The following is a 23,417-nucleotide window of genomic DNA, read 5'->3' on the forward strand; positions in this document are numbered from 1 at the left end:
TAAAATAAGGACGTGAATGCTAAGGGCTTGTCCATCATCTTTTACGGTAAGGAAGATTAACAATGCCCCCGGGGCGTTTCTGCCTTTCGGTAGTATTAGCCCATTTTCCTATTGCGTCAATTTGAGCATTGATTCCTCTAAGCCCCTGGGTTAATTCCTCTTTTAGTCCATTGACGGCACGTTTTGTTGCCAGTCCTAATTCCTGAAGCTTAGCAACGTAGAGCTTACCTAATTCTCTCATTTCAGCTTCATCAATGTGTCCATCAGCTGCCGCAGCTTCTATATTTTTACGTATGGCATCAAGTGCCTTGTTGGCTAGGTCTGATTGCTGGGGGCTAGAGCTTTCGCCAGTCTTCATAAGCAATCCTTGTACAAAAGTTTTAGACGTATTTTTAGCATCTTTTTGCTGTTCCCGCTGAAGCTTCTTCAATTCCCGCTCATGCTCTTTCTCAAGCTTTTCCTGGGCCTTCTTGGCTTCCTGAGCTTCCTTTTTGTCGGCCCGCTTGTTGAACAAGTCGATATTGGCTGAATTGAGCTGGTCTTGCGTCCTGATGCTCCGCTCCTGATCAACAATGTTGCGTTCATAGGCCCCCATAATATCCCCCAGCTTCCCGGCTTCTTCTCTGGCATCGGCAAGTTTGTCCGCAAGTTCTTTTGCCTTGCTGTTCTGGTCTTCCAGGGCTTTTTGATATTCCCCGGTTCGGCTGGTTACGTCCGTTCCCCGCTTGTAGGAGGGTTCAAAGTTCACGCCGGATTGACGAAACAAATCCCGGAGTTCATCTATTCTGACATTGGCGGCGTTTCCTTCATCCTGGGCGGTATCACGGGCAGACAAAAGGCGTTGCTGTTTCTCTTGTTTCTCTTTAAGTTCTTTGAGTAAAGCAGAACGCGAATTATCAAGAATATCTATCCCTTGGAATGGAATTTTAGATAAGTTATCTATTTGCTTTTTTAATTCATCAGGATTCGGCATTTTTTTTAATTCCCTATTGGCGGCATCAATTCGTTCCTGGGCTTTTTGCTGTTGATTGAACAGACCCCGAACTTCCTGAAGGGAAGGCATCTGCCCTTGAATGAACTTCATATCGAAGTCCTTGTCTTGTAAACGGTCACGGTTTTGAACGGCCGTATCCAACTGCTTTCCGTAGTCCATGAATTCCTTCTGCGCTACTTCCAGATCTCGGCGGCGTATTTTATCGTCAAGATTCTGGTTGATCATCATCATGCCGTAGTCCCGTTGCCTCTCGGTGATTTTTCCGTCTTCAAAGTCATTGTCCAACTTCACGCGGGCAAGTTCGGCTTCCTGCGTGTCAATCCCCTTCTGGCGGGCGGCTTCCTCCCTCCGTAGCTGGATTTGCCGTTCAATCTCCTGCGTTTGCAAACGGTATTGCGTCGTAATGCCCTTCACAAAGTCTTCAAACCCTTTGTTGATTTCCTGTGTTCGGTCGGCTTTGTTATAGTCCTGGATAGCTTCATAACTCTTTTTGATAGATTCGGCAGTATCCCTGGCACGTTTTTTCATCCTTTCGGTTGCCTGTTCCGCCTGCCGCTCCAATTCGTCGCTTTTGGCCTTGAAGTGGTCAATCAAAGCGGTAATGCCGGCGGTCAGCCCCTGGATCAGCAGCATGGCCCAGCCCAGCGGCCCCATCGCCGTTTTGATGGTGGTTCCGAATAAATGAATGAACGGGATAGCTCCCCGGAGCGAGCTGGACATGCCCAGGATGCGCGTTGCCGCAATGGTAATCTGCCCCGCCAGCCCCTTGACCTGCGTGGAGGTGAGTTGCCCGGCATCTCCGGCCGTCTTGATGCGCCGTCCCAGGTCCTGGATATTCTTCAGGGCGTCCGCCTGGGCCACGTTGTCCCCGGCCTTCCGGGCTTCTTCCAACTTGGCAATGTAGGATTCCAATTCGGCCTGCAATTCCTCATAGGTGGCAGAGGCGCGGCGGTTGTTGGCCTCCAGCCGTTCCACCGTGGCGGCGGCTGCCTGCTGCTTCCGGGCCTCCGCGGCTTCCGCCTTTTCCGCGGCCTTGTCGGCCGCGTCCATTTCCTTGTTGTAGCCGTCGATGATTTGTTGAAGGTTTTCGTCAAGGTCATCTCCCCATTTCGCCCCGAGATCCAAATCAGACATTTTGTTGTTGAGGACTTCAAAGACGTCATCCACCTGTTCCAGCTTCTTCCTGAATTCCTCGGAGGTCAGCACGGCGTTGGTGACTTCGTCAATAAACCCGGTCAATCCCGGGTTGTCGTTAAAGGCGGCTTTCATCCGGGAGCCGGCGGCGGTCAGGGCGTCGGCGTATTGGTCAAGTTTGGAATTGGCGTTTTCCAGGGCTTTTTCATATTCCGCGCCCATGCCGTCCTTCATGGCGTCGCCGGTTTCCCCGGCAGCCGTTTTGACACGGGAAAGAGAATCTGCGATCCGGTCCATCACGCCGGAAGTCTGCGAAATGGATTCGCCGGATTCCCGTATCCTGTCCAAGGATGCGGCGGCTTGAGTGGCGCCGGAGGTGTCGGCGGTCGTTCTGATATTGATGTTCAGGTTTCTGTCTGACATGGTTCTATTGATTGGCTGTTGAGATTCAAACGGGCGTCGCACAGAGCGCGCATGACTTCCCGGCGGGCGTTTTTGGGAACGTGGGGAGGCCGGGGATTGCCGACGCTCACCACGTCATAGCTGCGGGCATAATCCTCCGGGTTCGCCGTCCGGCTGTCCCAGTTCCACCAGGACCACCGCCCGGCCCGGTTCAGGGGCGTCCACGGCTCGTCAAGCCGGACACGCTCCCGGCCGCAGACATCCATGACGGCCCGGCAGATGGTGAGGTCTTCCGGGGCGAGCGGGGGGATGGCGGCGCATTCCAGCGCTTCGGCGGCCATCCTGGACGCCCGTCCGCTCAGGGCGTAGCAATTTCCGTAGGCGGACCGTTCGGACGGGTTCCGGGGGACCAGGTACCCGGCGGCGTGCAGCGCAAGCCCGTTGTGTTTCATTTCCCTGACCCAGCCGCCCGACAGAAGCGCCGTGTCGGAGTCAATCTTGACGACGGTGTCGCCATCCGCCGCCCCCCCGGCCAGCGTGGCAATAATTCCCCGGACGCACTCCGGGCCGCGCAGGTTGCCGCAGCGGGGGAAAGAACTCCGGCGATACCGCGCCCCATGCGCTACAAGGGCCCTCTTGTCCTCCGGGGGCACCGGGGCGGCGCTGTCGTCCACCACCGTAACTACCGCCTCCGGAAGAGCCGTCCTGGCGCACCGGACGCAGGCCACGGCTTCCTGCGCGTCTCCGGCATAGGTGAAGGTGTATATCCTGATCATGACATTCCGGAGGGGCCGAAGGTTCCCGGGTGGATTTGGAGATAAACCGTGCCCGCCTGGTGCTGCACCACCTTGTTGCCGTCGATGGTGGCCAGATGGAAATAATATTCATAAGGGGTTTTCCGGTCTTCCTCCGCGAGCCTGACGGGGTCGGAGACGCCGCCCGCGGCGGACAGAGAGGATCCGAGGTATTTCGTGTCCTTGTCCAACTGGATCTTGAGCCAGATTTCCCCGGAAGTGACGGGGCTTTTCACCCATCCCCCGGAGCCGTCCCCTTCCGGAAGCAGCCCCCCGATGTAGCTGCCGGCATAAACGGCCTTCCCCTGGCGGATGTAGGCATCGGACACCTTGCCGTCGCTCCCGTAAGACAGGCGGCATTGGAATCCCACCTCAACGGCGCTTGTTCCCCACGCGGGAGGCTCCTGGGCCTGCAGCAGTTTTACGGACGGCCCGACGCTGGGAAGCTCCGGGACTTCATCGTCCGCTCCGGAAGAGCCTCCGCCTCCGCTGCCGGATCCCCCGCCCGAAGAACCTCCCCCGGAAGACGTGGACGAGTCCGCCCAGGCCGTCCGGCGCAGCGCCTCGGCAAGCTGCCGGCTCCGGTCGATGGAGTCCTGCAGGGAGATCTGTTCCGGGGCCCCCACCGTCACGTCGGAAACTCCCGTTTTAAGGTCGAGGGATATTTCCTGGATGACGGACCGCATGGTTTCCCATTCTTTCAATCCTCCCGTGATGGAGAGGCGCCCCCCGCAGACCTGGTCAAAGTCGTCGTGGACGGTCGCGGATCCGTCATAGGGCAGCGCGCGGGTGGCTTCGTAGTAGGATTTCAGGAAATTTTTATACAGTGCGGAGGTGTCGTAGCTGCCCGATGTTTCGTCGTCTCCGGGGCTTCCGCCGTCGTCGGATACGTTTTCCACCGTCCCTGCCCTGTCCACCCGGTAGGACGCGTAGCCGACATTCGTCGTGGTCACTTCAAACGTCAATGTTCCGATCCAGCGGTCCCCGGTTCCGGATTTTCCGCCGTATTCCGGAAAATATTGCTTCACCGTGTCGGGGGGCTCCGTCGCCCGCACCCGCAAATCCACCCGGACCTTGCCCCATTTGATTCTTGCGCTCCTGCCGTTTATCTGGCCGGAGGTCAGTTCGTGGGTGATGGCCGCATTGCTGTATCCCCGGTGTTCCGCGTCAGCCGGCGTGATGGACGTAATTTTCGGACTGGCCGCCACTTCCAGGCCGGCGCAATCCTCCAGGGCCGGAGCCCAGCGTTTGACGCGGGCCGCCCACTGGGCCGTGCCGGTCGGGAATTTGTCTCCCCGGACAATCATCCGCGGGGCGTCGTAACCCAGCGAGTCCGTTTCCGCAGGGCTGTATTGCCCGGCAGTGTCGGAGACCTTGACGCCGCCCGGAACGTCCACTTCCGCCGTCACCACATAGGGCTGGGACAGGGAGGCGCCTGAGGGATAGACGGCCAGCGCGCGCTGAATCCGGGAGACAACGGAGGCGTTGCAGGTCAGCCCCACGGCCGGAGGCACCAGATCGGGACGCGCCTTGAGGGACAGGGCGCTTACGTCCACGGCGGACAAGTCGAGCACGACATCCGGCAGGGCGGCATGGTCGGCAATGACCAGCGTGGCGGAGTCGTCCGCGCCGTATTCAAACCACGCGGCCATATTGGGGCGCCATTTCTGGATCTGGGAAAGCAGGGAGGCATACGTTTCCGACGAGTAGGCAAACGGAATGATTTCGGCATCCTTGTCTATCCGGAGGTCGTATTTGATGGGAACTAGGGCCGTGCTGACGGCGTGGTCCAGAACTCCGGAGAGGGCGTCCCGGATGTTCGCGGTCGCCTGTTTTTCCTGACCGCTTCCGCCTGTGCCCCGGCGGTATTCGGCAAAGATGCCGTTGGCGCGGCCATTCACGAAGTACTGGATGTTGCTCAGGTTCCACCAGTAATCGCAAATCCTGATGTCCCAGCTCTCGGAGGTTCCTTCAAGGGAATGTTCCAGGTCGATGACCGGGCCGATGAGCAGGGTTTTCCCGCGCCAGACGACTTTCACTATTTCCCCTTCTTCAAACGGGCAGGAGGCAAACCGGGAGACAGGCACGCGGAAGGAGACGGAGGCTCCCCCGAAGGACAGCCGGTTGTAGGACGGGCTTTCGGCCATGTCCAGGAAGTCGGCGGAAGATACGTCAATGGTTTTCATAGGGGGCGGCCCAGGGTGAAGTTGTAGGAGACAATAAGGCGCAGGCCCTGAACCTTCGGCTCGGCGTCGGCGATGATGGCTTCAAAGCGCTGTTCACGGCCGCAGGCGTCGGTCCAGGCCCATTCCCCTTTCCCCGCCGTTTTCCATTCGTTGAGCCATTCGTAAAAGGCGTTCCACGCGTCCATGTGGGAGGCGCATTCCCGCACGGTGGAGATGGTGAAGGACAGGGACAGGTTGCCGAATGCGTCCAGCCTGGGGAACGGGCTGTTGATGATCGGCGTGGCGGACGTGCCGAACTGCACCGGGAAAGCGTGTTCCGGCAGGGAGTCGAGCAGGAATTCCCCGGCGCGCACGACGGGGCGCCCGTCAAAGGTAATGGAAAAGGGAGAGACGGTCGTGTCCATGCCTCAATAATGGTGGAGGAAACAGGGGCCGCCCCTCCCCATGCAAACAGAGGGGCGGCCCCGGCTGTCATGCCCCGTCGGAGGCCGGGAAGGCGATTTCTTCCGTGGGCGTCAGGGAATTCAGGGAGGACGGTATCACTTCAAGCGTCAATTTCGGCGTGATCAGCTTGTTGTTTTCCGTGGGGATTTCCACCTTGAGCAGCGCCGCGACTTCCAGGACCATCATTTCTTTTTTGTCTTCCTGGTATTTGGTGAGGCGCGCCCATACCTTTTGCCCGTAGATGTTCCGGGAAAAGGGCTGCACTTCCTTCCCGGCTTCCAGCCTGTCGCACTGGTAAATCACCTGCCAGCAGACCGGATTAACCTCCGTGGAGTTAATCTCGATGGTGTTGCCCGTCACTTTGGTGTTCTTCCGCGTCACATAGGAGGTCGTGTCGCGGGAAAATACCGTGCGGGCGTCGTCTTCCGTGGTCGGCGTGATTTTGTAGTCGATGACTTCGTTGGCAATCATCCAGGCGTCGGAGTCCTTCGCCGGCTTGAAATGCTCGTCCACCGTGTCCGTGCCGCTTCCGGCCGTGACTGTCGTTCCGAACGGGCACAGGTCGAGAAAGGTGCCGACCAGCATTTCCTTGTTGTAGAGTTCTGACATGGTTGTTAGCTTCTTACGTAGTCAATAAAGGTCACTTTCCCGGCGTCGGCGTGGACTTTGTACACGTCTTCCGGGATGTGGACGATTTTTCCCCGCGCGGCGATGCCGTGAGGGAGTTCCAGCTTGTTGACGGCCACCCGGCATTTGACGATGCGGGGCGCCGGAGCAGTAGCGGCCTCCTGGGCCGCGGCGATGGTGGGTTTAGTTGCCATGTTTCAATATGGTGGTTTGTTCAAGGGTGAGCGTAACAGCCTTGTTGGCCATCTGTACCCGGCTTGACTCCGTGCCTGTGACTTTGAGCTTCATGCAGGTGAGCCAGCCCGGTTCCCGATGCCCGTCAAGCCCGATGGCGAGCAGGTCTGCCAGATCGTCCGCATCCCAGCCGAGGACGGCGGTTGCGTCGGATTTTTTCAGGAGGGGATTGCTTTCAATGACGATTTTTGTTGTCAGAATGACGGCATTCGTGCCTCCCTGTTCCTGCAGGGGTTTTCGTTTCGGGGCACATACCAGCACGCAGATTCCCAGCCTGGACAGCTTTTGAGTAATCAGGGTTTTCAGGTCGGCATCCCATCCGCGCATGACAATGCCGGGATCCTCCCCGCTGTTGTAACGGGCACACAGGGTAATGATTTTCCGATAGATTTTTTCCCCGGCGGCGATGCGCGGGCTTGCGGGTAAAGCACTCATAGTTCACACCAGTTCTGATAGGGCTGCCCGGCTCCGTACACCTCTACGCCGCCACTCTCCGAATCGTAGGGGGCAAGATAAAACCTGCCCTCCCGGACGGCCCGGAAAATCTCGCTTGCCGTGCTGTACTGCTTGGCGCGGGGGGATCCTTCCAGGTCGCCCATGTCGGGCAAATCGGCCAGCATGGCGTGACGGATCCAGACAAGCGTCGGGTGTTCCAGTTCTTCCGGCACCCTGTCCTGACCTGTTGCCAGGATGGGATATTTCCCGGAAGAATTAACGATTCCGGCGACGAGGTTGCACGTCGTCCTGATCAGGGCGCCGGCCCGTTCCGGGTAATCCCCTTCCGCTCCTGCCGAGTCAAACGCCGCGATTTCAGCGTCCGCCAGGAAGGCCCGCAGAGTGTTTTCCGTGATCTGGACCAGCGCCATGACGGTTACACGCGGATGGAGAGTTCACATTTGGCGGCGGTATTGTCGCCGCTGGCGGTGTCTGCCACAGCCTTGAGCCGGATGTAGCGTCCCATGCCATAGGGAGCCCGTCCGGCAATGCTGTTCGCAAGAGCTCCCGCTTCTTCTCCCGCCGCAGATGCCAGGGAGAACCCCGGCACCTCGGCCCAGCTATCGCCATCCCCGGAGGCTTCCAGGGTCAGCGTGATCTTCTTTCCGGCAGCCAGAGCCGGAAGGTCTTCGTGCTCAATGACGATGGACATTTCATCAATGCCGCCCGTCTGACCCGCATCCAGCACTTCGGAATAGGCCGTCTTGCCCGTGCCCGGCATGTTCATCCGGGCCGTCAGCAATTCGTCCTTGCGGGTGTGTCTGATAGGATTCACTGTCTAAGGTTCCTTTCCGTCTTATTGGTTCTTTTTGTTGCTCACTTTCTTCGGCGCATGCTTGCCCCAGTAGGAAATGCCCGTGATGGAGGACAGGTCGCTTTCGTTGTTGACGATGGAGTCCGTCACCAAAATCGGGATGCCGTGGGCGTGGGTCGGAATCGGGGCGGATCCGGAGGAATCCCCTCCCGCCTTGCCGCCGTCCACGGAAACGCTCACCACCCTGCGGCTCTTGCGGAGCTGCTCCAAGGCCATGCGGTTCATGATGAATTTCGTCACGCGGACGCCTGCCGGGAACAAAGCCAGCAGTTCCGCCAATTTATCGTCATCCAGCGTCGTTCCTTCTGCCGTGCCGATATTCTTCAGACGTGCGGCGGACAGCTTGGAGTTGTTGACCAGGGCGACAAAGGCGGTCAAATCGGCAACCTTGCCGGGAATGGCACCCGGCTCGCCCGTTTCCGGATCCTTGCCGGGAATAAGCGCATCCTTGAACGTGCCAAGAGTAATTCCCTTGTCGCGCCCCCAGCGCCAATGCACGCCTTTAGGACCCTCCACAACGGCAAATACGGACGTCCCGTCGTAATTGTCGGCGGCCTTGGAGCTGTCTGCGCTGATGATCATCGTATCGTCGATGAAATCGGGAAGTCCGGGAAAACCGTTCTTGTCGATTTTCTTTCCGTAAAAACCCTGGGCTCCCAGGGAAAGAAGAACCCCCTCCGTAATCCCGGAAGCTTCATCAGCCAGGACGGCGGCTTCCCCGTCGTCAGAGCTTTCCAACGTAATATGATCCACAAAAACGATGGAGGAAATGGGAAACAGTTCCACGTTCCTTGATTCGTAAGTGCAGGACGTGTAACCGATGGGTGCATTGGCCGGGCGGAACCGGGCTCGGGGAATGCCGGTGCGTACATAGGTTTTGACGATGGTTTTGGAGCCCACGACGGAAGCAAGCTGCGTTACTTCCGGGGCGGAGCGCCCCACTTCTTCGATCAATCCGATGTCGGATTCCGAACCATTGCGTTTCTGAATGTCCAGTAGAGTCAAAAATGACATGGCTTAGTTCTTTTCCTTGTTGATGTTTTCAATGATGCGGTCACGTCCGGTAGGCTCATTCCCGCCGTTGCCGTTATTGGCCTTTCCGGCGACCACCGTCGTAAAAGCAGGATTCGGATTTATGGAGGCGATCAGAGCTTTGCCGGCCTTGATATTGGCCGTTAGAGCGGTCTTCAAGGCCTCTTTGGCATCTTCATCTTCCGGAGCAATCTTGCCGGCCTTGATGGCGGCTTCAATTTCCGCGTCGATAAGAGCCGCCTTGGAGGCTTTCACCTCGGCAAGCTCGGCTTCCGCCGCTTTCAGTTTGGCTTCGGTTTCATCCAGCCTGGCCTTGGCCGCCTTGCAGGTGGCTGCTTCTTTTTTGGCGTCTTCCGCCTCTTTTCGGGCCGCTTCAAGTTCCGTTTTGGACTGCTCGACTCCCTCAGATTTCTTCTTCAGGTTGTTGATTTTGTCCTCTGCGATCTTGCCGGCCTTATCAGATGCGGCTTCCTCTTTGGTGAGGACGCCGCATTTAACCAGTAGTTCGTACATTGTTGTATTTGTGTTATTTGTTTGGTCATGAACAGCACCGGTATCCTCTCCGCCGCTATTCAAAAGCATGTCCGGTTCAAGAACCGTGAAATTCTCAAGTCTGGCCTTACCGGCCGCAATGCGGGCAATATTCTCAAAGGCCGGGTCATTCACCAGAGAGCCAACCTCAATGTCATCCGGTTCAAGTCCTATGGGGCGGCAGGTTGCCGTGTTGAGCTTGAATGCCGGAGAAAAATAGCTGTAGTCACGCCCCAGCACCGCTTTCCTGCCGCTTTCCGTCCATTCCCCCTTGAGGATGACGCCCACGCCATCCATGTAGTCAAAGGAAGCAGGAATAAAGGAGGCGGGTCCCGTCTTGTGGTCAAAGTAGCAGACGGGCCGCACGTTTTGAGTGAGCTTCAACGCAAGATCCCGCTGCAAAGCCTCCAGGCAGGAGCGGTCCACAATCACTTTCTGCCGTCCTCCAATGGATGCATTGATGAAATGATCCCCCTCCGGCATGTACACGATACAGGCCGGAGCGTCGCCAAACGCAAGAGGAACGTTGAATTCAAAATCCATGCCCCAAGCATGGCATGAAACGGAAAAGCGTAAATAGCCGGGGCTGGATATGTGTTTCAGGCATCAAGAGACGCCGCCAGAACGTCCATGAGCTTGACGCCATAGGCGCTGATCAGTTCTTCGCCGGTCGGGATGGCGTCCGGCCAGGGGTCCTGTGTGATGGATTGGCGCAGGGCATACACCGCACGCACTCCCCCGCCGTCCACGGCTTCAAACAGGGCGTTTTTGTTGGGGATGGTGAACAATTCCCCGATTTCGGATTGGTAATCGGCAGCCCGGCGCCCGTGGGCCTCCGGAACAAGGGGAATGGTCAACGCCCCGGAATTTTTGGACGTAATTGTCCCTCCCTTTATTTTATGCCGCAGGGATCCGTCCTCGTCGGGATTGGAGATAACCGCTCCGGAAGCATCCGCAGAGGAAAGGAACCATTTACGGGCAATATTGGAAAACCAGCCTGTCGCCATGCGTCCCGGGCCATGCGTAGGAAGAGAATTGTTGATCCAGTGTTCCCGCCCTTTGCCGTCGTACCAGGAAGCCAGATAGTCCCGCAGATATTCGCCGCTTTCCCGGTTCGCAGCTTCCAGCGTTTCCGGGGAGGCTACCTTCATGGCATCGTCAAGTGCGGCATCAAAGCCGCTCATATCAATTTCAATGTTCATGGCCCGTCATCCTTTCCCGTTGGCCTTTTTGGATTCGCGCATGGAGTTCCAGCCGGCTTCCAGCGCGGCATGCTGGACCTTGACCAGCCGCTCTTCCAGCTTGGAGGTATCTATTTTGTCCCACAGGGACGGCACCTGCCTACGGGCGGACCGGATGACTGTTTCCAGGTCTTCCCCGGCTTCTACGGCGGCAATCAGGTCTTCCATGAATCCGGCAACACCGGAGGTCAGTTCATGGGCCGCCTGGTCCGTCTGGCGCCCGATACGGGCCGCAATCCGGTTGACCTCGTCAATGTGCTTCAGCGTTTTTTTTTACGCGCCGCATGAACCAGGGATTCCCGGTCCAGGTCATCCACTTCTCCCGTTTCCGGCCCGAATCCCCCAAAAGATGGCGGCTGGTAGAGTTTCGCCCCTTCTTCAGGCATGGGGATATCAAGCCAGTCGTAAACCTGTTCTTCAGCGACGGGAACAATTCTGGTTGCCCTTTCCACCCACCCCAGTTTTGCTTCACTCATACCGGAGGACGGATCCTTAAAAGAGATGAAGGGCAGATGTTCCGGGCATCTTCCCAGGTTAAGTTCCAGGATGGCCGGGACAAGCTGCTGGTTGAGGACGCCGGCAACGTATTTCCCGCGGGCAAGGACAACCTGGTTTTCCGTGTTTTCATGGACCTCACCCAACGCACGGTTGCCGCCTGTGCTGGAAACGGAACTGGTGAGGGTTTGACCCAAAATCAGAATGTCGCATGCCTTGTTGGCCTCTTCGAGCATGTTCAGGTGCGGAAGCTGGTTGCCTCCTTTTACGGCATCATGAAATTGCACGTCTGCATCCGGGTCCGTTACAAGGATGCCCGTTTGTCCGAATTTCACCATCTGGTCAAATAGCTTCTTCTGCGCCAGGGTTCCCGATGCTTTTCCATGACGCAGAGGAGATCCGAATATCTGGCAGAATTCCATGAACCAGGACAAGCCGAATTTGGCCGCGCCGAACCAACCGACCAGGGCCAGAAGGTTGGCGCCGTAGATAGGATGGTCAAGCCCGTCACAGTTGAGGGAGGCAATGAATTTGTTGGGAGGGAATTCCATTTCGGGACCGCACCCTACTCCGTCCGGACATAGTACAAGACGGTCGATTTGAGCCGGGTAGCTGGACCATTTGTAAAATGTGGAAGGAATGGGACAATAGGCGCGGGGCGCCCGGATATGGCCAGGGTTCCACATGATTTCCAGCACACCCACTCCGCGTTCCGGAGCTTCCGCCAAGGCCCCAATCAATCCGTCCAGATCCAGTTCCCATTTCCCCTGTTCAATCCGGCAGCAATACAGGGCGGATTCCACCAAATCCGCATGCCGGCTGGCCATTGGTGTCGGCTTTTTGCCTTTCTCGGCCCAGGGGGACACGGTAATTTCCAATGCCTGAACCTTTTCGCGGAGCTTCCGCAGGTTTCCCCGCAACCGAGGCCATTCGATTTTCATCGAACGAAACACGCGTTCCAAGTCGAGCATATTGCCCGTCTGGATGCTCTCGCGGGCATTTTTCAGCACCCTGGGCGTGATGCTGGTGTAAAAACCAAGATATCCTCTTTCCTGAGGGGAACGATCTTCGAAAATCTCAATGTCGGCAGTCTTGGTTTTCCTGGCGGCCTTTTGGCTGCGGGGTTTCTTGCTCATAGGGGGAGTGATGTAAAAATTAAACAAGCTCCTGTGCCACGCTGAACGCATCGTCGCAGCGGTTCAGCCAGCCACGCCCGAAGGTCGGGAACTGCTTGCACGAGCGGTAAAACGCCTGACGCTTCTCCTGCAGAGAGATAAGGAACACCGCTTCACCCGTGGCGACCAGCTGGTCCTGCAACTCCTGCCGGGTTCTGGGGCCGACAATCCCGTCCACCACAAGCCCGGCGCCGTGGACATTCAGCGCGCGCTGCAAAATCTTCCCGGTATTCCTGCTCCCGGAATTGAAAAAATGGTCCCGCAACATAAACTCCGTGGCCGGAAAAGCGTCGGAACCCAGCCAGGAACGCACGGCGGCGGTATTGTCCAGGACGTACTGGAGACATCCCTCCCAGGCCTCTTCACGCCTTCCGGCATCCAGCAGGGCCTTCAATCTGTTAAACACGTCCGGTTCAATGCCGTCGCAAATGCCGCAAATCTCCCACTTGCCGCCCTTGTCGGCGGCGGGAAGGCGGGAAACGCGCAGGGAATCCGGCCCGGTAACGCGGCTGTCTTCAAACCGGAGGATAGCCGCGGCCATCTTTCTTTCTGTAGTATTCATCGTTATCAATTATTTCTGTTAGAATTGGTTAGAACTGGTAAGAAAAACTTTACAGTTGGAACTAGTCCCTGTTGTCCAGAAATTCTTCATGCGCCTTGCGGACGAACTCACAGCCGGAACACTTATTTTCCGCATCAATGCGTTTTTTGCGTTCGTCATCATAGAGCCGCTCATAACGTTCCGCCCGTTTCATTTCTCGCCACAGAAAAATTCCCATGACCGCGGCCACGCTCGCCCCGTTTTGAATGTACTCCAAAAAGGGGTTGCCCGCCGTGACGGATGCAAGCACGGACACGGCATTGGCCCCCAGCAAGGACACGTTGACAAAGGAACCGGTCATGGCCTCACTTCTTAAGGGGTTGAACGACGGGCGGAACGTCCGTTTCCGGCTGGGCCTGGGAATAGGAGATATGCCCCGGCTCCAGCACCAGGCAGGAACCGTCCTTGCATACCACCGTCTTTTTCGGCGTCACGTCAACGGAATGGCCGCAGCCACCCAGCAGAGCGGAAGCCGCATAGGCAGCACCTGCCAGGACTACCCACAAAAGGCGTTCCCACCACTTCAGGCCGGTTTTAGTTTTGCTTTTTTCGTAGGCATCTTTCATGCCCTGCTTCCCCGCCTCAAGGGCGGCCTGCTTTTGCTCGTCACTTAATTTACTCATGGTTTTGCTTTGTGAAGTATTTGAAAAAGTCCACGGCGGCGGGTGAAGCAACCGTAAATTCGGGGTAGTCACGGGCTGTGAAAATCCGGCGGCCTCCTTGAGAGTTGACGGCCTCAACGGTCAAATCCACGGTTTCCACCGTCCGCACAGGATCATCCCCCTGCCTGGCGCAAATCTCTTTCAACCGCGCCCAAACCTGCCCCGCTTGCCAGTCCTCACCCAGTCCTACCAGAGCGGCAACTACCGCCCGCATAGCCGGGGCTTGATCCACGGGTATATTGTCCTGCGTAAAGCGCGCCGGAGGTCTATAACCGCCCGCGGCCTGGTAAATGGGCGTCAAGGTAAATTCTTCCCATTCGCCGGGCCGGGGAAAATGTATCTGTATTTCTGCGTTACTCATGATTACAAGGGAATGTTAATGTCCACAAAATCAGCCGTTTCCTCGGATTCAATGGCATTGACAGCCAAAGCTTCCAGAGCGTAATAAACCGGATTGACGTTGCCGGGCTGGTAGTTGGTGCGCTCCGCCGCCCCAACAAACACGCTGACAGATCCACCGGAAATTCCCGGTATATCCGTCACAATGGAGGAAAAACCCGTGCCCGTTTCAAAGGTGGTCACGCCGCGCACCGCGGCAATCTTCCAAAGTTGCTGACTGCTTCCCCCTCCTGTCAGCAAATACAATGAGCCATAGGCGTCCCCATAATCCCCGGCATTGTACGATCGGGGGGCATATTGATGATAAATGACTTTATTGACAATATAAGGAATTGGCTCGTTTTGCGTCGCCGGGATAAAGCTGGTTGTGGTCTTTACCTTCCAGATCCGCGCGGTCTCGGCTGCGTAGATTTCCCGGACACGCACGACATACCCACCGCGCGCCGCATTGCGCGCATTGTCAAACGTAATATCCAGAATTTCGCCGGTATTATAGGCCAGTTCATTGCCGGGGATGATGCTGTACGATTCCTGCGTTAAATCTTTCCGTACCGTCTTTGACCCCCGCCCAATGCCCACGGTCAATTTGCCCGCGGACGTTAATTGCCAGGGAATGGCAAACCCTGCAAAACTTGAATAATTCCATTGCCCGGCCGGGCCCGCGAAAGTACAAACGATCGTGCTGTGCGTATTGGCGGGGACGTTCGTCCGGGCGTACAGCCCAGCAACAAGAACAGAAGTTTGCGCTGGCCCCGTCGCTGTGATGCTGTCCGTATTGAGGAAAAAATGAAGGGAAAAAATGTCCGTCACTCCGCCCATTCCCGCCGCGTACAGGCGATTGACCGCCCCCGTATCCGTTGACGCTCCCACGGCCAGCGGAATATTGACGCCCCCGTTGGCGTTAAGTGTACTTGCAAATGCCGCAGGTCCAATACAGTTCAGGCTTGCCCCCTGTGCAATGTTAAGCATGCCCGATTCGTACATCATTGTCCCCCGCCACCATCCCCCGTCCCGAACATCAAGGGACTGCCAAAATCTCGTGATGCCGTAAATCTGATTACAAGTCCCCGCGCTAACGGTGCCATCCGGCCTCCCTGCGACAAATGGCCCGTTAATGGACGCCGACATCACAGTAATATTGCCGGCAAGCGTCATATTTCCCTCGGCGTCCACCTGCGGAATAGCCGCCAGAGCATTAGCCGCCGCTGTTGCAGAGTTGCCCGCGCTAGTGGCAGAATTCGCGGCATTAGTCGCGGCCGTATTGATGCGACCCTCCGCCTGATCTATAGCCTCTTTAGCGGTTTCGACACGTTGGACAAGGGGCGTGATTGTTCCTTGCGCTTCCTGTCCTGCCGCCTGAACGGCGGAAACGGCGTCCGCCTGCGCTCCGGAAATCTTATCCGTAGCAGTTTTTTGTGCTCTCCCCACGGCAAGAACAGAATTGGCTTGCTTGTCCTGAATAGCAGTAACAGCCTCATTCTTGGCCTCAATAATCTGTTGCTTTCCATTGCTGACCGTTTCCGGCCAAGTGGTAGCCAGCGACTCCACAGCCGTTTTAGCGTCATGGGCACTCTTAGCGTCACGGGCCGCGTTGGTTGCGGACGTGCCGGCGGCGGCCTCGGAAGCGGCGGCGGCCCTTTTGGAGGCCAAAGCGGAACCTGCATAGCCTTCCGTTTCTTCGGCTCTTTCCAACACAGTTTCATACATCATTTCCCATTCCGGCCGGGCAGAATTCGGCAAATGCTCATCCCCTATCAACCCCGGCTCCAAATAGAAATTCAACGGAAGAGAATGATAAACACCTTTCCCTTCCTCCGTCTCCACCAGCACAGCCACCCGCGCCTCTATAGTTTTGCCCTCCGCTTCCCTGGCCGCCACCCGTATTTCCTGTGTATCAAAATCAACCACCATTTCCACGGCCCCGCCCGTTATTTGCCCTTCCTGGTAAGCCAATAACTGCCCGTTCCTTTTATGATAGGCCGCCAACGTAACGCGCCCGGCCTCAAGCTCACGCCCCAAAAAGGATAAAGACACGGGCACATCCTGCCTGCGGACAAGACGCACCCCGCACAAATTCATATTTTCATCACCCGCGCGGTTCCGAAAAATCCCGCTCTCAATATCCAAATAAAGCTCCATCCTACCCTTCAGGAGCTTTTTCAAAAGTCTTGGAATCAGGACCGCTAGCATGCAATATCCACCACATCACCCGCGCGCACGCTTCACGCAGCGTCTCCCCATATTGCTCTTGAAATTGCCGGTAAAAAGACATCTGCCCGCAATGAGCGGCACATACCCCGCTCTTGGCAATTTCCGCAATCTTGACCAGCAGGGATGGATCACATGTCCGCACGCCGATTAAATGACGCCCTCCGCGGAACTCCAGCATATCTACTCCTTCCCTCCCGTAGAGATAAGCCACAATTTGAGAGATCGTCACATCTTCCGGGTACTTCTGCTTCCCCTCCGGCCATTCCCTTTGCGCCAATAGCTCCAGAGCATCCCTCATGGCAGCCCTGGTCATCCAGTAGCAACAACCGCTCCACGCCAGAGGCTCGGCACATTGCATACCCCCGGCAAGCTTGTTCCGCTCTTTCAGGGATCGGACAATTTCAGCTTTATCCATAAGCAAGGTATCTGCATCTATCTTCACCACAGGCTCTTTGCCCGGTATATCCAGCATGCAGCCCAGGATGCCCCGCACACATTCCAGACCATTCAAATTTCCACGCCGGGGAAAATACGTCACCTTGTAACTCACATCCTTCCCCGCGGGTATCTGCCCCGGCTCTAACGGGCGCGCCCCGTCATCAAATAAATAAATTCTGGCATTACAATCCGCCCGCCGAATTTGCTTAACGCACAATTCAAGGCATTTATAGTCTTCCCTGTAACAGAATATTGCGTAGTTCATTTTTATCAATTTATCGGTGAATAAATTTTGGAGGTCACAATCCATTCCCCCTGCTGGATATAGATTTTCCCGTTTTCGTCCCGGTGCAGGCGTATTGCGTGGTCGCTATCGCATAAAAGAGCGGTCCATGAATCGCTTATAAGATTATCAGAGCCATCCGGCTCCGTATCTGCATACAGCTCCACAGCCAATTTATTATTCCGCAGGAACAGGCCTGCCTTCACACCGTTGACGGCATCAGACCAGCTTGATTCATAATCCAGCACCACATATTTCCCATTTTTCCGCAAAGGGGGGCGAAAGCTCAATTCTTCCGCTTCGCCCCCAGGAGTGACTATGAGGGAAAGAGCCCCTGCCTCTGCGGACAAGCCCACTTTATAGCCTCCGCCCACCTCATGCTGCTGCGAGTCCACAGTCAAATCCAATTCCCCCTTTAGCCCGGCAGGAGATACGGACAAATTCACCGGCCATTTCCCGCCATCATCCACGCTGGAATCTACGGAGGAATCAATTTTTATTTTTAATATATCAGTTTCTTCCTCAACTCCTTCTCCGTTCTGTTGCTTTTCATATTCAAGACCATCCCCCGCTTCCGGCATTTTACCGGATGCGGAAAAATAAATGCGTCCATCTTCTTCTTTGAGCAGTACAGAACCATCAGAAGAACACAAAAGCTTGAATTTGTAAGGTTTTCCCTTGTTCCCTTCTTTACCGCCTTCTTCACCCTCCCCCGCGCCTTCCTCTTCTTCATAAATCAGGGAACAGTCTCCGCCGGTAGGTTCCTTTGCGTCCTCGATAAGAGCGGCAATTTCTTTTTTCCGCTCTTCAGCCAAATCCACAATTTCAATACCTTTCCCGGCTTTCAACCCCAATTCATCAGGGGCAACCCCGCAATAAACCGCTCCCAGGGCATACTGTTTTACCGATACCAGAGACGGCAAATTTCCATCCTCCGGCAAGGGTTCTTCAAGCTTCTCCACCTTCGCCAACAGGAAGCAATAAGTGAATTCCTCTTCGGCTTCTTCATCATCCGGTTCCGCTACATACTGGAGCGGCTTGGAAGATCCTTTCGTTTCTTTCAGTTCGGCACTTGTAATGACGCCATCCCCGGTGCATTTCACTTCCAGCCAAATTTCCCCCTCTTCTTTCGGCGCCACCTCCCAGGTTCCCCCGCCGCGCTGCGCCAGTTGCCCGGCTATGTAAATATCGCCCTTCTTCACATAGGCCATATCCGGCGCGCCCTCTTCGTCCGTATCAACTACCACCCTCCAACCTTCATTCAATGAGCTTTGCGCATAATGAACATGGCCGCTCCACGCCTCATGATACTTCAGGATCTTTTCTCCGGCTTCATCCGTTTCTTCCTCGAATTCCCCAAGATAAATTCTGACCGCGCGCGCCAGCCCTATTTCCTCCGCCGTCACTTCCGCATACGTAATGCAATCATGGTTATCCGCGCTCCGCTCAAGATATAAAAATACCTTATCCCCTCCCTTAACGGCCAAAAAAGGCGGTTCCTCCGCCTGATCCATCTTTTCCCCGTTAAGTTCCGGCTTAATGCGCCGCACGCCGCCCGGATGCACTTCAAAAACCATGCCGGGCCAGAAATAAGCCTTATATCCCGCATCCACCTTTTCCAGCCTTTTCAGCGTAAACGGCTCGCCTGCTCCTGCTTTGTTCCTCCCCCCCGTGGGCCTTATAGTTAGGGACGTGCCGCCCAGTCCCCGGTTAAACGTATAACCTACACCGCTCTGCAAGCGGCAAGACTTCGCCAACTGCTCCAACTCCCGGCACCCCTTAACCAGACGCCTTAATTTAGACGCGCTCAACTCTTCCCCTTGATTAAAAAACGGCCAGCTAATCATAAGTCAATACAAATCAGAATCCCAGCCATCCGGCCCGCTTAACCTCCAGGAAACCGTCTGACGCCAATTCCCGGTCCCCGTCCTGCGGCCGCTCACGCCCTCCTTAATCCAATTATATTTTCCGCCTACCGCGGGCGCGCCGCTGCCCGGAGCCCCTTTTTTCCCGACCCCGGCCATGCTCAACGCCTGCACGGTAGAAGTGACGGAAAACACCCCACCGGGACACAAAAAACTAACCTGACCTTTACGCATTTTTTCCATGGCCTTCTTTCCGGCCTCCGATTTCACAACATCCTCAATCACCTTATCCTCTTTCCCAAACGTATCTTTAGGAGATGCCCCGGACGCCATAGCCATCAACGCATCTTTTTCTTCTCCGTCTATATCCTGAAAATCCGGATGCGTCAGCAACGGCTGTTCAGAACAGGAATAATCCATGGAATATTCCACTTCCTCCCCTCCACCGAATTCAAAAGAAGTTTCCCGCGGCAACTCGTAATAGAGCGTCACCCTCACCATATCCCCCTCCATTCCTTCCATGCTTATCTTTTTGAGCCTCAAAGCGGCATCATCAGGATAAGCGGACCCTATTGACGGGCAACGGGCATTCCAGCCCTCCTGATTGTCCGTGTAAACAATCCTCCCCACAGCCCTTACTTCCCCTTCATCCCCCCGTTCTATTTCCAGCGTCTTTTCATGCGTTTCCCGCTTCTTAATGTTAATTTTTCTTCCCATATTTATTATTCTCTCTCTATCATTTAGCGGCTATTTCAATATCCTAGCACGGCCGCCGTTTTCAGGGTTCCCCTCCGCCCCGCGCCCGTGTTTTTCACGATCTGCTGAAGCAAATTTGTCTGCTTCCTCGCTTCCGTAAGTTGCGGCATGCTCCCCATCATGGAGCGGCCCCCGCCGCCCACTTGCGCCAGACTGTCCGCTATGGGTCCGCTCCCTTCCTTCCGGTCCTTCCGCCGCTCCACCATATCCTCCAACCCGGCCATGCCGCGGGCACGCCTCATGGCCGTCTTCCTGTCTATCCCCAAGCCGCGCTGCTGGTCATAAATTTCCTTCATGCGCTCCGCCATCTTCAGCCGCCGCTCTTCCGCCTTGTTTCCCTCCGCCTGAGCTTTCAACAGGGCCATTTGCCGGCGGTATTCGCGCCCGGCCTGCGCCCGGTTCCGGTTCTGCTCCAGGGCGGCTATTTCACGGGCCGCCGCGCCGGCGCGGGCCTTGCTCATGCCATCCGCCTCATATTGGTTTTGCAGCTCCAGCACGCGCGCCTGCTCCTGCAACACGCGCAGCTTATCCTTCTGCCCGTGAATTTCCGCGCGCAGCAGGGCAGCCTGCTTCTGGTGTTTGGCTTCCGCCTTGTCCCATTCCTTATTCCGCTCCACTATTTCACGATCCACCTCTTCCACCTTGCCAAGCAATTCATACAGGCTCTTGATTCTGGACTCCACCCCCTCCAGATTCAACATGCCGTCCACGGCGTCCCCGCCATCCAGCAGGGCTTTCTGCTCCGCAATGGCCTTCTTGAGGCCCTCAATGCTCCCATATCCTCCCAGCAGGTCTTTTTTCCGGTCCTCCAGCCCCATTCCGCTGCGCCGCCTCTCCCTCTCTTCTTCCGCCCGGTCATAATCCAGGGATAACAATTCATCTTGTATTTCCCTGATTTTTTCCAGCGTCTTCTTCCGTGCCTCTTCCGTCTGCTGCCCGCGCTGCGCCGCCCGTTCCCGCGTCTCCGCCGCTTTCGCGTTCGCTTCCGCCATCTGCTGCAACTCCTTCCGCTCACGTTGCAACAGCACCAGCCTATCCTGCACCGCAACCGTCATTCTCCCCAGCGGATCTTCCGCCAGCAGGTCTTCTTCTTCGCGCTTCAGGCGTTTAATTTCGGCGTCATATTCATCCATGACGCGCCCCACGTCCTGCTTGCTGGACGCCTCCCCGGCCATCTTCCACACGCGTTCATCAAAATCATCATTCGACCGTTTGAAATTTTTCTTTTTGTCCATTTCTCCCTTTGAGGCCACCCCGCTTGCCTCATGGCTCGCCTTGTAAAGCTCTTCCACGGCTACGGAAATAGCCGCAATAGCCCCCATAATGGCCGGCCCCTTCAAGCCGGAAGCCAAACTTGCACCCACCCCCCTAAACGCAGCCCCCATCCGCGCCGCCTGCGAACGAGCAGAAGCCCCTAATGCCCGGATATCCCCCATTACGCTCCGCGTCCTCTGCCCGGATAACACAAGCGCATTATTAAATCCTGTTTGCCACGTCCTCCCCGCAGACAGCACAGCCTGACCTACTGCTGCCCCGGCGGAACTGCCGGCCGCCTTCCACGCTGCCCACGCTAAAATTCCATTCCGGAGCATCCCGTGAAGCCGATCGCCGCCTGCAGCTACCGTTGCCAGCCCTTTTCCTACTACGGAAATAATAGGCGCGGCCGCTTTCACGATTTGCCCCAGCAATTCGCCCGTTTTCCTCAAGCCGCGCTCCACCTCCGGCCCATGACCGGACCATGACGCGCCTATGGAGTCCATGGCATCCTTGATGCCGCCTGTTACCGGTTCCGCAAAAACCCGGCTCAAGGCCCCAACCTTGCCTTTCAGGGTCTCCACCCTGTTCTCAATGTCCTGCGTATTTTTCTCCATGGCTCCCGCAAACTGCCCTCCGGCAGATCCCATGGAGACTAAAGCCCCCTTCAAATCCCGGAAACCAATTGTTCCCTCCGTCATCATCTTTTGCAATTCCGCCCTGGTCTTTCCCGTTTGCCTGCTCCACAATTTCAGGACATCAACCCCATTCTCCATTAAAGGCCTCAAATCACGCATTCCTACTTTACCAGATTGAAAAGCTACGGAAAGCCGCACTCCTATCTGCTCAAGGCTCATTCCGCTGCCCGCCGCCACATTGCCCAGGGATTCCAATGTGCTCTTCAATTCGCTTGCCCTGACGCCGCACCCAAGAAGCAACTGCGCCGCCCGTTGCGTTTCCGCCAGCCCGAACGGCGGCGTATCAGCAAAATCCACCACATCACGCGCCGCGCCCGCCGCGCTTGACGCGCCGCCCGTGAACGCCTCCATGCGCCGGGTTACTCTTTCTATGTCATCTCCACCCGCCAGCATGGCGGAAAACTTGCCCCATCCGGCCCGCAGGCCGTTAATGGCGGCCCCTACCCCCGTAATGGTGGCACTCATATTGATAAGACCGGCATTCAGCCGTTTACACGCCTTCCGGCCCTCCTGATCCATACCCTTCAGCCCCTTCACGGCCTCCCCCGTGCTTCCGCCCACGGCCCCCTGTAAGGCTTCGGACATGCCGCTTGCCGCTTTCCTGCTTTCCTCCGTTGCGGCAATAAAGCCGCTCGCATCACCATCTATTTTAATAACTGCGCCTTCGCTCATAATATTTTACATTGACTGATAATATAAAAAATCATTAAATGGACTTCGTGTTTTCCTCCATCATGGAAATCTTGCTGTATCTGTTACAAAAAACAGGTCTTGTAATCATCTTCATTATCGGAATCATTTTCCTTCTTGGCTTCTTCCTGCCTCTTCTGGAAATACTGACAGATCCGGTAAGCTGGGCTATCATCCTTATTCCCATCCTTATTTTCTGGCTCATCTGCCACAAAAAATGAAGAGGCCGGATCACTCCAGCCCCTCCACCTGTTTTCTCCACGCTTCCCTGGCCTGCTCCAGCACGTCCCCCACATGCCCGGAGGGTTCCGTGTAGCAGCTCCACCGGCACGGCGTCGCGTCATAGCTCCAGACCGCATGCACGTACTGCACCAGCCGCGCCAGCGGAATTTCCCACAGAATTTCCCGTTCCGGCCAACCCGTCACACGCGCCACCGTCATCAGCATGGCCGCGCCCCAGGACGGCCACGCCCTAAAGGGTCCTCTTCATCCTCCCCTTCCGGTTCCGGATTCACCATTCCCGCCTGAATCACTTCTATGTCCCCCAGCACGGCGCATTCCAGTTCCACCAAATCCCGGCCGGGAATGCCCATGGCCGCCGCTTCCACCAGGGCGCGCCGTTCTTCCTCCGGCGCAAAGACCCCTTCCCTGACTTCTTCCCGGCTCCCCATGTGTACCCACAGGAATTCTGCCAGATAATAGACAATTTGCGCCTTGTCGGTTACGCCCAGGGCTTCCCACATGGACGGATGCCGCCCGTTTTCATCCGAGCCCAGGTTAATTTCCCCCAAGCGGCTGTAAGGATTCCCGATGCGCTGCAACTGCATCATGCTTCCCAGGGTCATGCACCGCAGCCGGTAGCTCTTCCAGCGGAATTCATTTCCCCCGATCAACGCCGCTTCCGTCAGGGCGCGCCTTTCCTGTTCCTGTAGTTCCATCTTGCTTTTTTTGGTTGTCAATTA

At 56.5% G+C, this 23,417-nt stretch carries 26 protein-coding genes; 1 reads left to right on the plus strand and 25 read right to left on the minus strand.

Going from position 1 to position 23,417, the window contains the following annotated elements:
- Positions 1-34 precede the first annotated feature (34 nt).
- From CI070_RS08970 to CI070_RS09080, 23 genes are all read right to left on the minus strand, one after another.
- Positions 35-2,551: a hypothetical protein gene (locus tag CI070_RS08970; protein ID WP_065529079.1), complete on the minus strand. Its 2,517-nt coding sequence runs from the start codon at positions 2,549-2,551 to the stop codon at positions 35-37.
- A complete protein-coding gene (locus CI070_RS08975; protein WP_065529078.1) occupies positions 2,533-3,306 on the minus strand; it encodes a hypothetical protein in 774 nt (257 codons plus the stop codon). The genes CI070_RS08970 and CI070_RS08975 overlap by 19 nt, the downstream gene beginning before the upstream one ends.
- The gene (locus CI070_RS08980) at positions 3,303-5,510 is read right to left on the minus strand and encodes a hypothetical protein (protein ID WP_065529077.1); all 2,208 of its coding nucleotides are present in this window, start codon (positions 5,508-5,510) and stop codon (positions 3,303-3,305) included. Before CI070_RS08980 ends, CI070_RS08975 begins: the two co-directional genes overlap by 4 nt.
- Positions 5,507-5,914 (minus strand): hypothetical protein, encoded by a 408-nt coding sequence (locus CI070_RS08985; protein WP_065529076.1) that lies wholly within the window; start codon positions 5,912-5,914, stop codon positions 5,507-5,509. Before CI070_RS08985 ends, CI070_RS08980 begins: the two co-directional genes overlap by 4 nt.
- Before the next feature lie 67 nt (positions 5,915-5,981).
- Entirely contained in the window at positions 5,982-6,563 is a 582-nt protein-coding gene (locus CI070_RS08990) for a hypothetical protein (protein ID WP_065529075.1), read from the minus strand.
- 5 nt (positions 6,564-6,568) lie between these two features.
- Positions 6,569-6,775 (minus strand): hypothetical protein, encoded by a 207-nt coding sequence (locus CI070_RS08995; protein WP_065529074.1) that lies wholly within the window; start codon positions 6,773-6,775, stop codon positions 6,569-6,571.
- On the minus strand, positions 6,765-7,250 hold the full coding sequence (locus CI070_RS09000) for a hypothetical protein (RefSeq protein ID WP_065529073.1): 486 nt from the start codon (positions 7,248-7,250) through the stop codon (positions 6,765-6,767). The genes CI070_RS08995 and CI070_RS09000 overlap by 11 nt, the downstream gene beginning before the upstream one ends.
- Positions 7,247-7,681: a hypothetical protein gene (locus CI070_RS09005; protein ID WP_065529072.1), complete on the minus strand. Its 435-nt coding sequence runs from the start codon at positions 7,679-7,681 to the stop codon at positions 7,247-7,249. Before CI070_RS09005 ends, CI070_RS09000 begins: the two co-directional genes overlap by 4 nt.
- A 5-nt stretch (positions 7,682-7,686) precedes the next feature.
- Complete coding sequence (locus tag CI070_RS09010) at positions 7,687-8,085, minus strand: hypothetical protein (RefSeq protein WP_065529071.1); 399 nt, start codon at positions 8,083-8,085, stop codon at positions 7,687-7,689.
- 21 nt (positions 8,086-8,106) lie between these two features.
- Positions 8,107-9,138, minus strand: a complete 1,032-nt coding sequence (locus CI070_RS09015; protein ID WP_065529070.1) for a hypothetical protein — start codon at positions 9,136-9,138, stop codon at positions 8,107-8,109.
- A gap of 3 nt (positions 9,139-9,141) precedes the next feature.
- Positions 9,142-10,230: a phage protease gene (locus tag CI070_RS09020; protein ID WP_065529069.1), complete on the minus strand. Its 1,089-nt coding sequence runs from the start codon at positions 10,228-10,230 to the stop codon at positions 9,142-9,144.
- Positions 10,231-10,286: 56 nt separating this feature from the next.
- Positions 10,287-10,889 carry a hypothetical protein gene (locus CI070_RS09025; protein WP_065529068.1) on the minus strand — a complete coding sequence of 201 codons (603 nt, stop codon included), beginning with the start codon at positions 10,887-10,889 and terminating at the stop codon, positions 10,287-10,289.
- A 6-nt stretch (positions 10,890-10,895) separates the two neighbouring features.
- Positions 10,896-11,096: a hypothetical protein gene (locus tag CI070_RS09030; RefSeq protein ID WP_065529067.1), complete on the minus strand. Its 201-nt coding sequence runs from the start codon at positions 11,094-11,096 to the stop codon at positions 10,896-10,898.
- A 92-nt stretch (positions 11,097-11,188) separates the two neighbouring features.
- Positions 11,189-12,559 (minus strand): phage portal protein family protein, encoded by a 1,371-nt coding sequence (locus CI070_RS09035; RefSeq protein ID WP_179218278.1) that lies wholly within the window; start codon positions 12,557-12,559, stop codon positions 11,189-11,191.
- Between the two features lie 19 nt (positions 12,560-12,578).
- Complete coding sequence (locus CI070_RS09040) at positions 12,579-13,160, minus strand: putative peptidoglycan-binding domain-containing protein (RefSeq protein ID WP_232315860.1); 582 nt, start codon at positions 13,158-13,160, stop codon at positions 12,579-12,581.
- A 61-nt stretch (positions 13,161-13,221) separates the two neighbouring features.
- On the minus strand, positions 13,222-13,500 hold the full coding sequence (locus CI070_RS09045; RefSeq protein WP_094135248.1) for a hypothetical protein: 279 nt from the start codon (positions 13,498-13,500) through the stop codon (positions 13,222-13,224).
- A 4-nt stretch (positions 13,501-13,504) separates the two neighbouring features.
- Entirely contained in the window at positions 13,505-13,822 is a 318-nt protein-coding gene (locus CI070_RS09050) for a hypothetical protein (protein ID WP_094135249.1), read from the minus strand.
- Positions 13,815-14,222, minus strand: a complete 408-nt coding sequence (locus CI070_RS09055) for a hypothetical protein (RefSeq protein ID WP_094135250.1) — start codon at positions 14,220-14,222, stop codon at positions 13,815-13,817. The genes CI070_RS09050 and CI070_RS09055 overlap by 8 nt, the downstream gene beginning before the upstream one ends.
- A gap of 2 nt (positions 14,223-14,224) precedes the next feature.
- Positions 14,225-16,294: a hypothetical protein gene (locus CI070_RS09060; protein ID WP_143245486.1), complete on the minus strand. Its 2,070-nt coding sequence runs from the start codon at positions 16,292-16,294 to the stop codon at positions 14,225-14,227.
- Positions 16,295-16,400: 106 nt separating this feature from the next.
- Positions 16,401-17,021, minus strand: coding sequence for a hypothetical protein (locus CI070_RS09065; protein WP_143245487.1), 621 nt, complete (start codon positions 17,019-17,021; stop codon positions 16,401-16,403).
- A 158-nt stretch (positions 17,022-17,179) separates the two neighbouring features.
- Positions 17,180-19,039: a hypothetical protein gene (locus CI070_RS09070; protein WP_143245488.1), complete on the minus strand. Its 1,860-nt coding sequence runs from the start codon at positions 19,037-19,039 to the stop codon at positions 17,180-17,182.
- Between the two features lie 3 nt (positions 19,040-19,042).
- Positions 19,043-19,774 carry a hypothetical protein gene (locus tag CI070_RS09075; protein WP_094135254.1) on the minus strand — a complete coding sequence of 244 codons (732 nt, stop codon included), beginning with the start codon at positions 19,772-19,774 and terminating at the stop codon, positions 19,043-19,045.
- 35 nt (positions 19,775-19,809) lie between these two features.
- The gene (locus CI070_RS09080; RefSeq protein ID WP_094135255.1) at positions 19,810-22,437 is read right to left on the minus strand and encodes a tape measure protein; all 2,628 of its coding nucleotides are present in this window, start codon (positions 22,435-22,437) and stop codon (positions 19,810-19,812) included.
- Between the two features lie 62 nt (positions 22,438-22,499).
- Between CI070_RS09080 and CI070_RS09085 the strand changes: the two genes are divergently transcribed.
- Positions 22,500-22,676 carry a hypothetical protein gene (locus tag CI070_RS09085; RefSeq protein ID WP_179218279.1) on the plus strand — a complete coding sequence of 59 codons (177 nt, stop codon included), beginning with the start codon at positions 22,500-22,502 and terminating at the stop codon, positions 22,674-22,676.
- A 10-nt stretch (positions 22,677-22,686) separates the two neighbouring features.
- On the opposite strand, the gene CI070_RS09090 is transcribed toward CI070_RS09085, so the two are convergent.
- Entirely contained in the window at positions 22,687-22,902 is a 216-nt protein-coding gene (locus CI070_RS09090) for a hypothetical protein (protein WP_094135257.1), read from the minus strand.
- Positions 22,896-23,393: a hypothetical protein gene (locus tag CI070_RS09095; RefSeq protein WP_094167849.1), complete on the minus strand. Its 498-nt coding sequence runs from the start codon at positions 23,391-23,393 to the stop codon at positions 22,896-22,898. The genes CI070_RS09090 and CI070_RS09095 overlap by 7 nt, the downstream gene beginning before the upstream one ends.
- Between the last annotated feature and the right edge of the window lie 24 nt (positions 23,394-23,417).

Origin of the sequence: Akkermansia muciniphila (assembly GCF_900184965.1) — a bacterium.
GTDB classification, from domain to species: Bacteria; Verrucomicrobiota; Verrucomicrobiia; order Verrucomicrobiales; family Akkermansiaceae; genus Akkermansia; species Akkermansia muciniphila_A.

Excerpts from the sequence above, each read along its gene's own strand:
- CI070_RS08970 (WP_065529079.1), bottom strand. The coding sequence starts at position 2,551 with ATGTCAGACAGAAACCTGAACATCAATATCAGAACGACCGCCGACACC.
- CI070_RS08975 (WP_065529078.1), bottom strand. The coding sequence starts at position 3,306 with ATGATCAGGATATACACCTTCACCTATGCCGGAGACGCGCAGGAAGCC.
- CI070_RS08980 (WP_065529077.1), bottom strand. The coding sequence starts at position 5,510 with ATGAAAACCATTGACGTATCTTCCGCCGACTTCCTGGACATGGCCGAA.
- CI070_RS08985 (WP_065529076.1), bottom strand. The coding sequence starts at position 5,914 with ATGGACACGACCGTCTCTCCCTTTTCCATTACCTTTGACGGGCGCCCC.
- CI070_RS08990 (WP_065529075.1), bottom strand. The coding sequence starts at position 6,563 with ATGTCAGAACTCTACAACAAGGAAATGCTGGTCGGCACCTTTCTCGAC.
- CI070_RS08995 (WP_065529074.1), bottom strand. The coding sequence starts at position 6,775 with ATGGCAACTAAACCCACCATCGCCGCGGCCCAGGAGGCCGCTACTGCT.
- CI070_RS09000 (WP_065529073.1), bottom strand. The coding sequence starts at position 7,250 with ATGAGTGCTTTACCCGCAAGCCCGCGCATCGCCGCCGGGGAAAAAATC.
- CI070_RS09005 (WP_065529072.1), bottom strand. The coding sequence starts at position 7,681 with ATGGCGCTGGTCCAGATCACGGAAAACACTCTGCGGGCCTTCCTGGCG.
- CI070_RS09015 (WP_065529070.1), bottom strand. The coding sequence starts at position 9,138 with ATGTCATTTTTGACTCTACTGGACATTCAGAAACGCAATGGTTCGGAA.
- CI070_RS09020 (WP_065529069.1), bottom strand. The coding sequence starts at position 10,230 with ATGGATTTTGAATTCAACGTTCCTCTTGCGTTTGGCGACGCTCCGGCC.
- CI070_RS09025 (WP_065529068.1), bottom strand. The coding sequence starts at position 10,889 with ATGAACATTGAAATTGATATGAGCGGCTTTGATGCCGCACTTGACGAT.
- CI070_RS09030 (WP_065529067.1), bottom strand. The coding sequence starts at position 11,096 with ATGGAAGACCTGATTGCCGCCGTAGAAGCCGGGGAAGACCTGGAAACA.
- CI070_RS09035 (WP_179218278.1), bottom strand. The coding sequence starts at position 12,559 with ATGAGCAAGAAACCCCGCAGCCAAAAGGCCGCCAGGAAAACCAAGACT.
- CI070_RS09040 (WP_232315860.1), bottom strand. The coding sequence starts at position 13,160 with ATGAATACTACAGAAAGAAAGATGGCCGCGGCTATCCTCCGGTTTGAA.
- CI070_RS09045 (WP_094135248.1), bottom strand. The coding sequence starts at position 13,500 with ATGACCGGTTCCTTTGTCAACGTGTCCTTGCTGGGGGCCAATGCCGTG.
- CI070_RS09050 (WP_094135249.1), bottom strand. The coding sequence starts at position 13,822 with ATGAGTAAATTAAGTGACGAGCAAAAGCAGGCCGCCCTTGAGGCGGGG.
- CI070_RS09055 (WP_094135250.1), bottom strand. The coding sequence starts at position 14,222 with ATGAGTAACGCAGAAATACAGATACATTTTCCCCGGCCCGGCGAATGG.
- CI070_RS09070 (WP_143245488.1), bottom strand. The coding sequence starts at position 19,039 with ATGATTAGCTGGCCGTTTTTTAATCAAGGGGAAGAGTTGAGCGCGTCT.
- CI070_RS09075 (WP_094135254.1), bottom strand. The coding sequence starts at position 19,774 with ATGGGAAGAAAAATTAACATTAAGAAGCGGGAAACGCATGAAAAGACG.
- CI070_RS09080 (WP_094135255.1), bottom strand. The coding sequence starts at position 22,437 with ATGAGCGAAGGCGCAGTTATTAAAATAGATGGTGATGCGAGCGGCTTT.
- CI070_RS09085 (WP_179218279.1), top strand. The coding sequence starts at position 22,500 with ATGGAAATCTTGCTGTATCTGTTACAAAAAACAGGTCTTGTAATCATC.
- CI070_RS09090 (WP_094135257.1), bottom strand. The coding sequence starts at position 22,902 with ATGCTGATGACGGTGGCGCGTGTGACGGGTTGGCCGGAACGGGAAATT.
- CI070_RS09095 (WP_094167849.1), bottom strand. The coding sequence starts at position 23,393 with ATGGAACTACAGGAACAGGAAAGGCGCGCCCTGACGGAAGCGGCGTTG.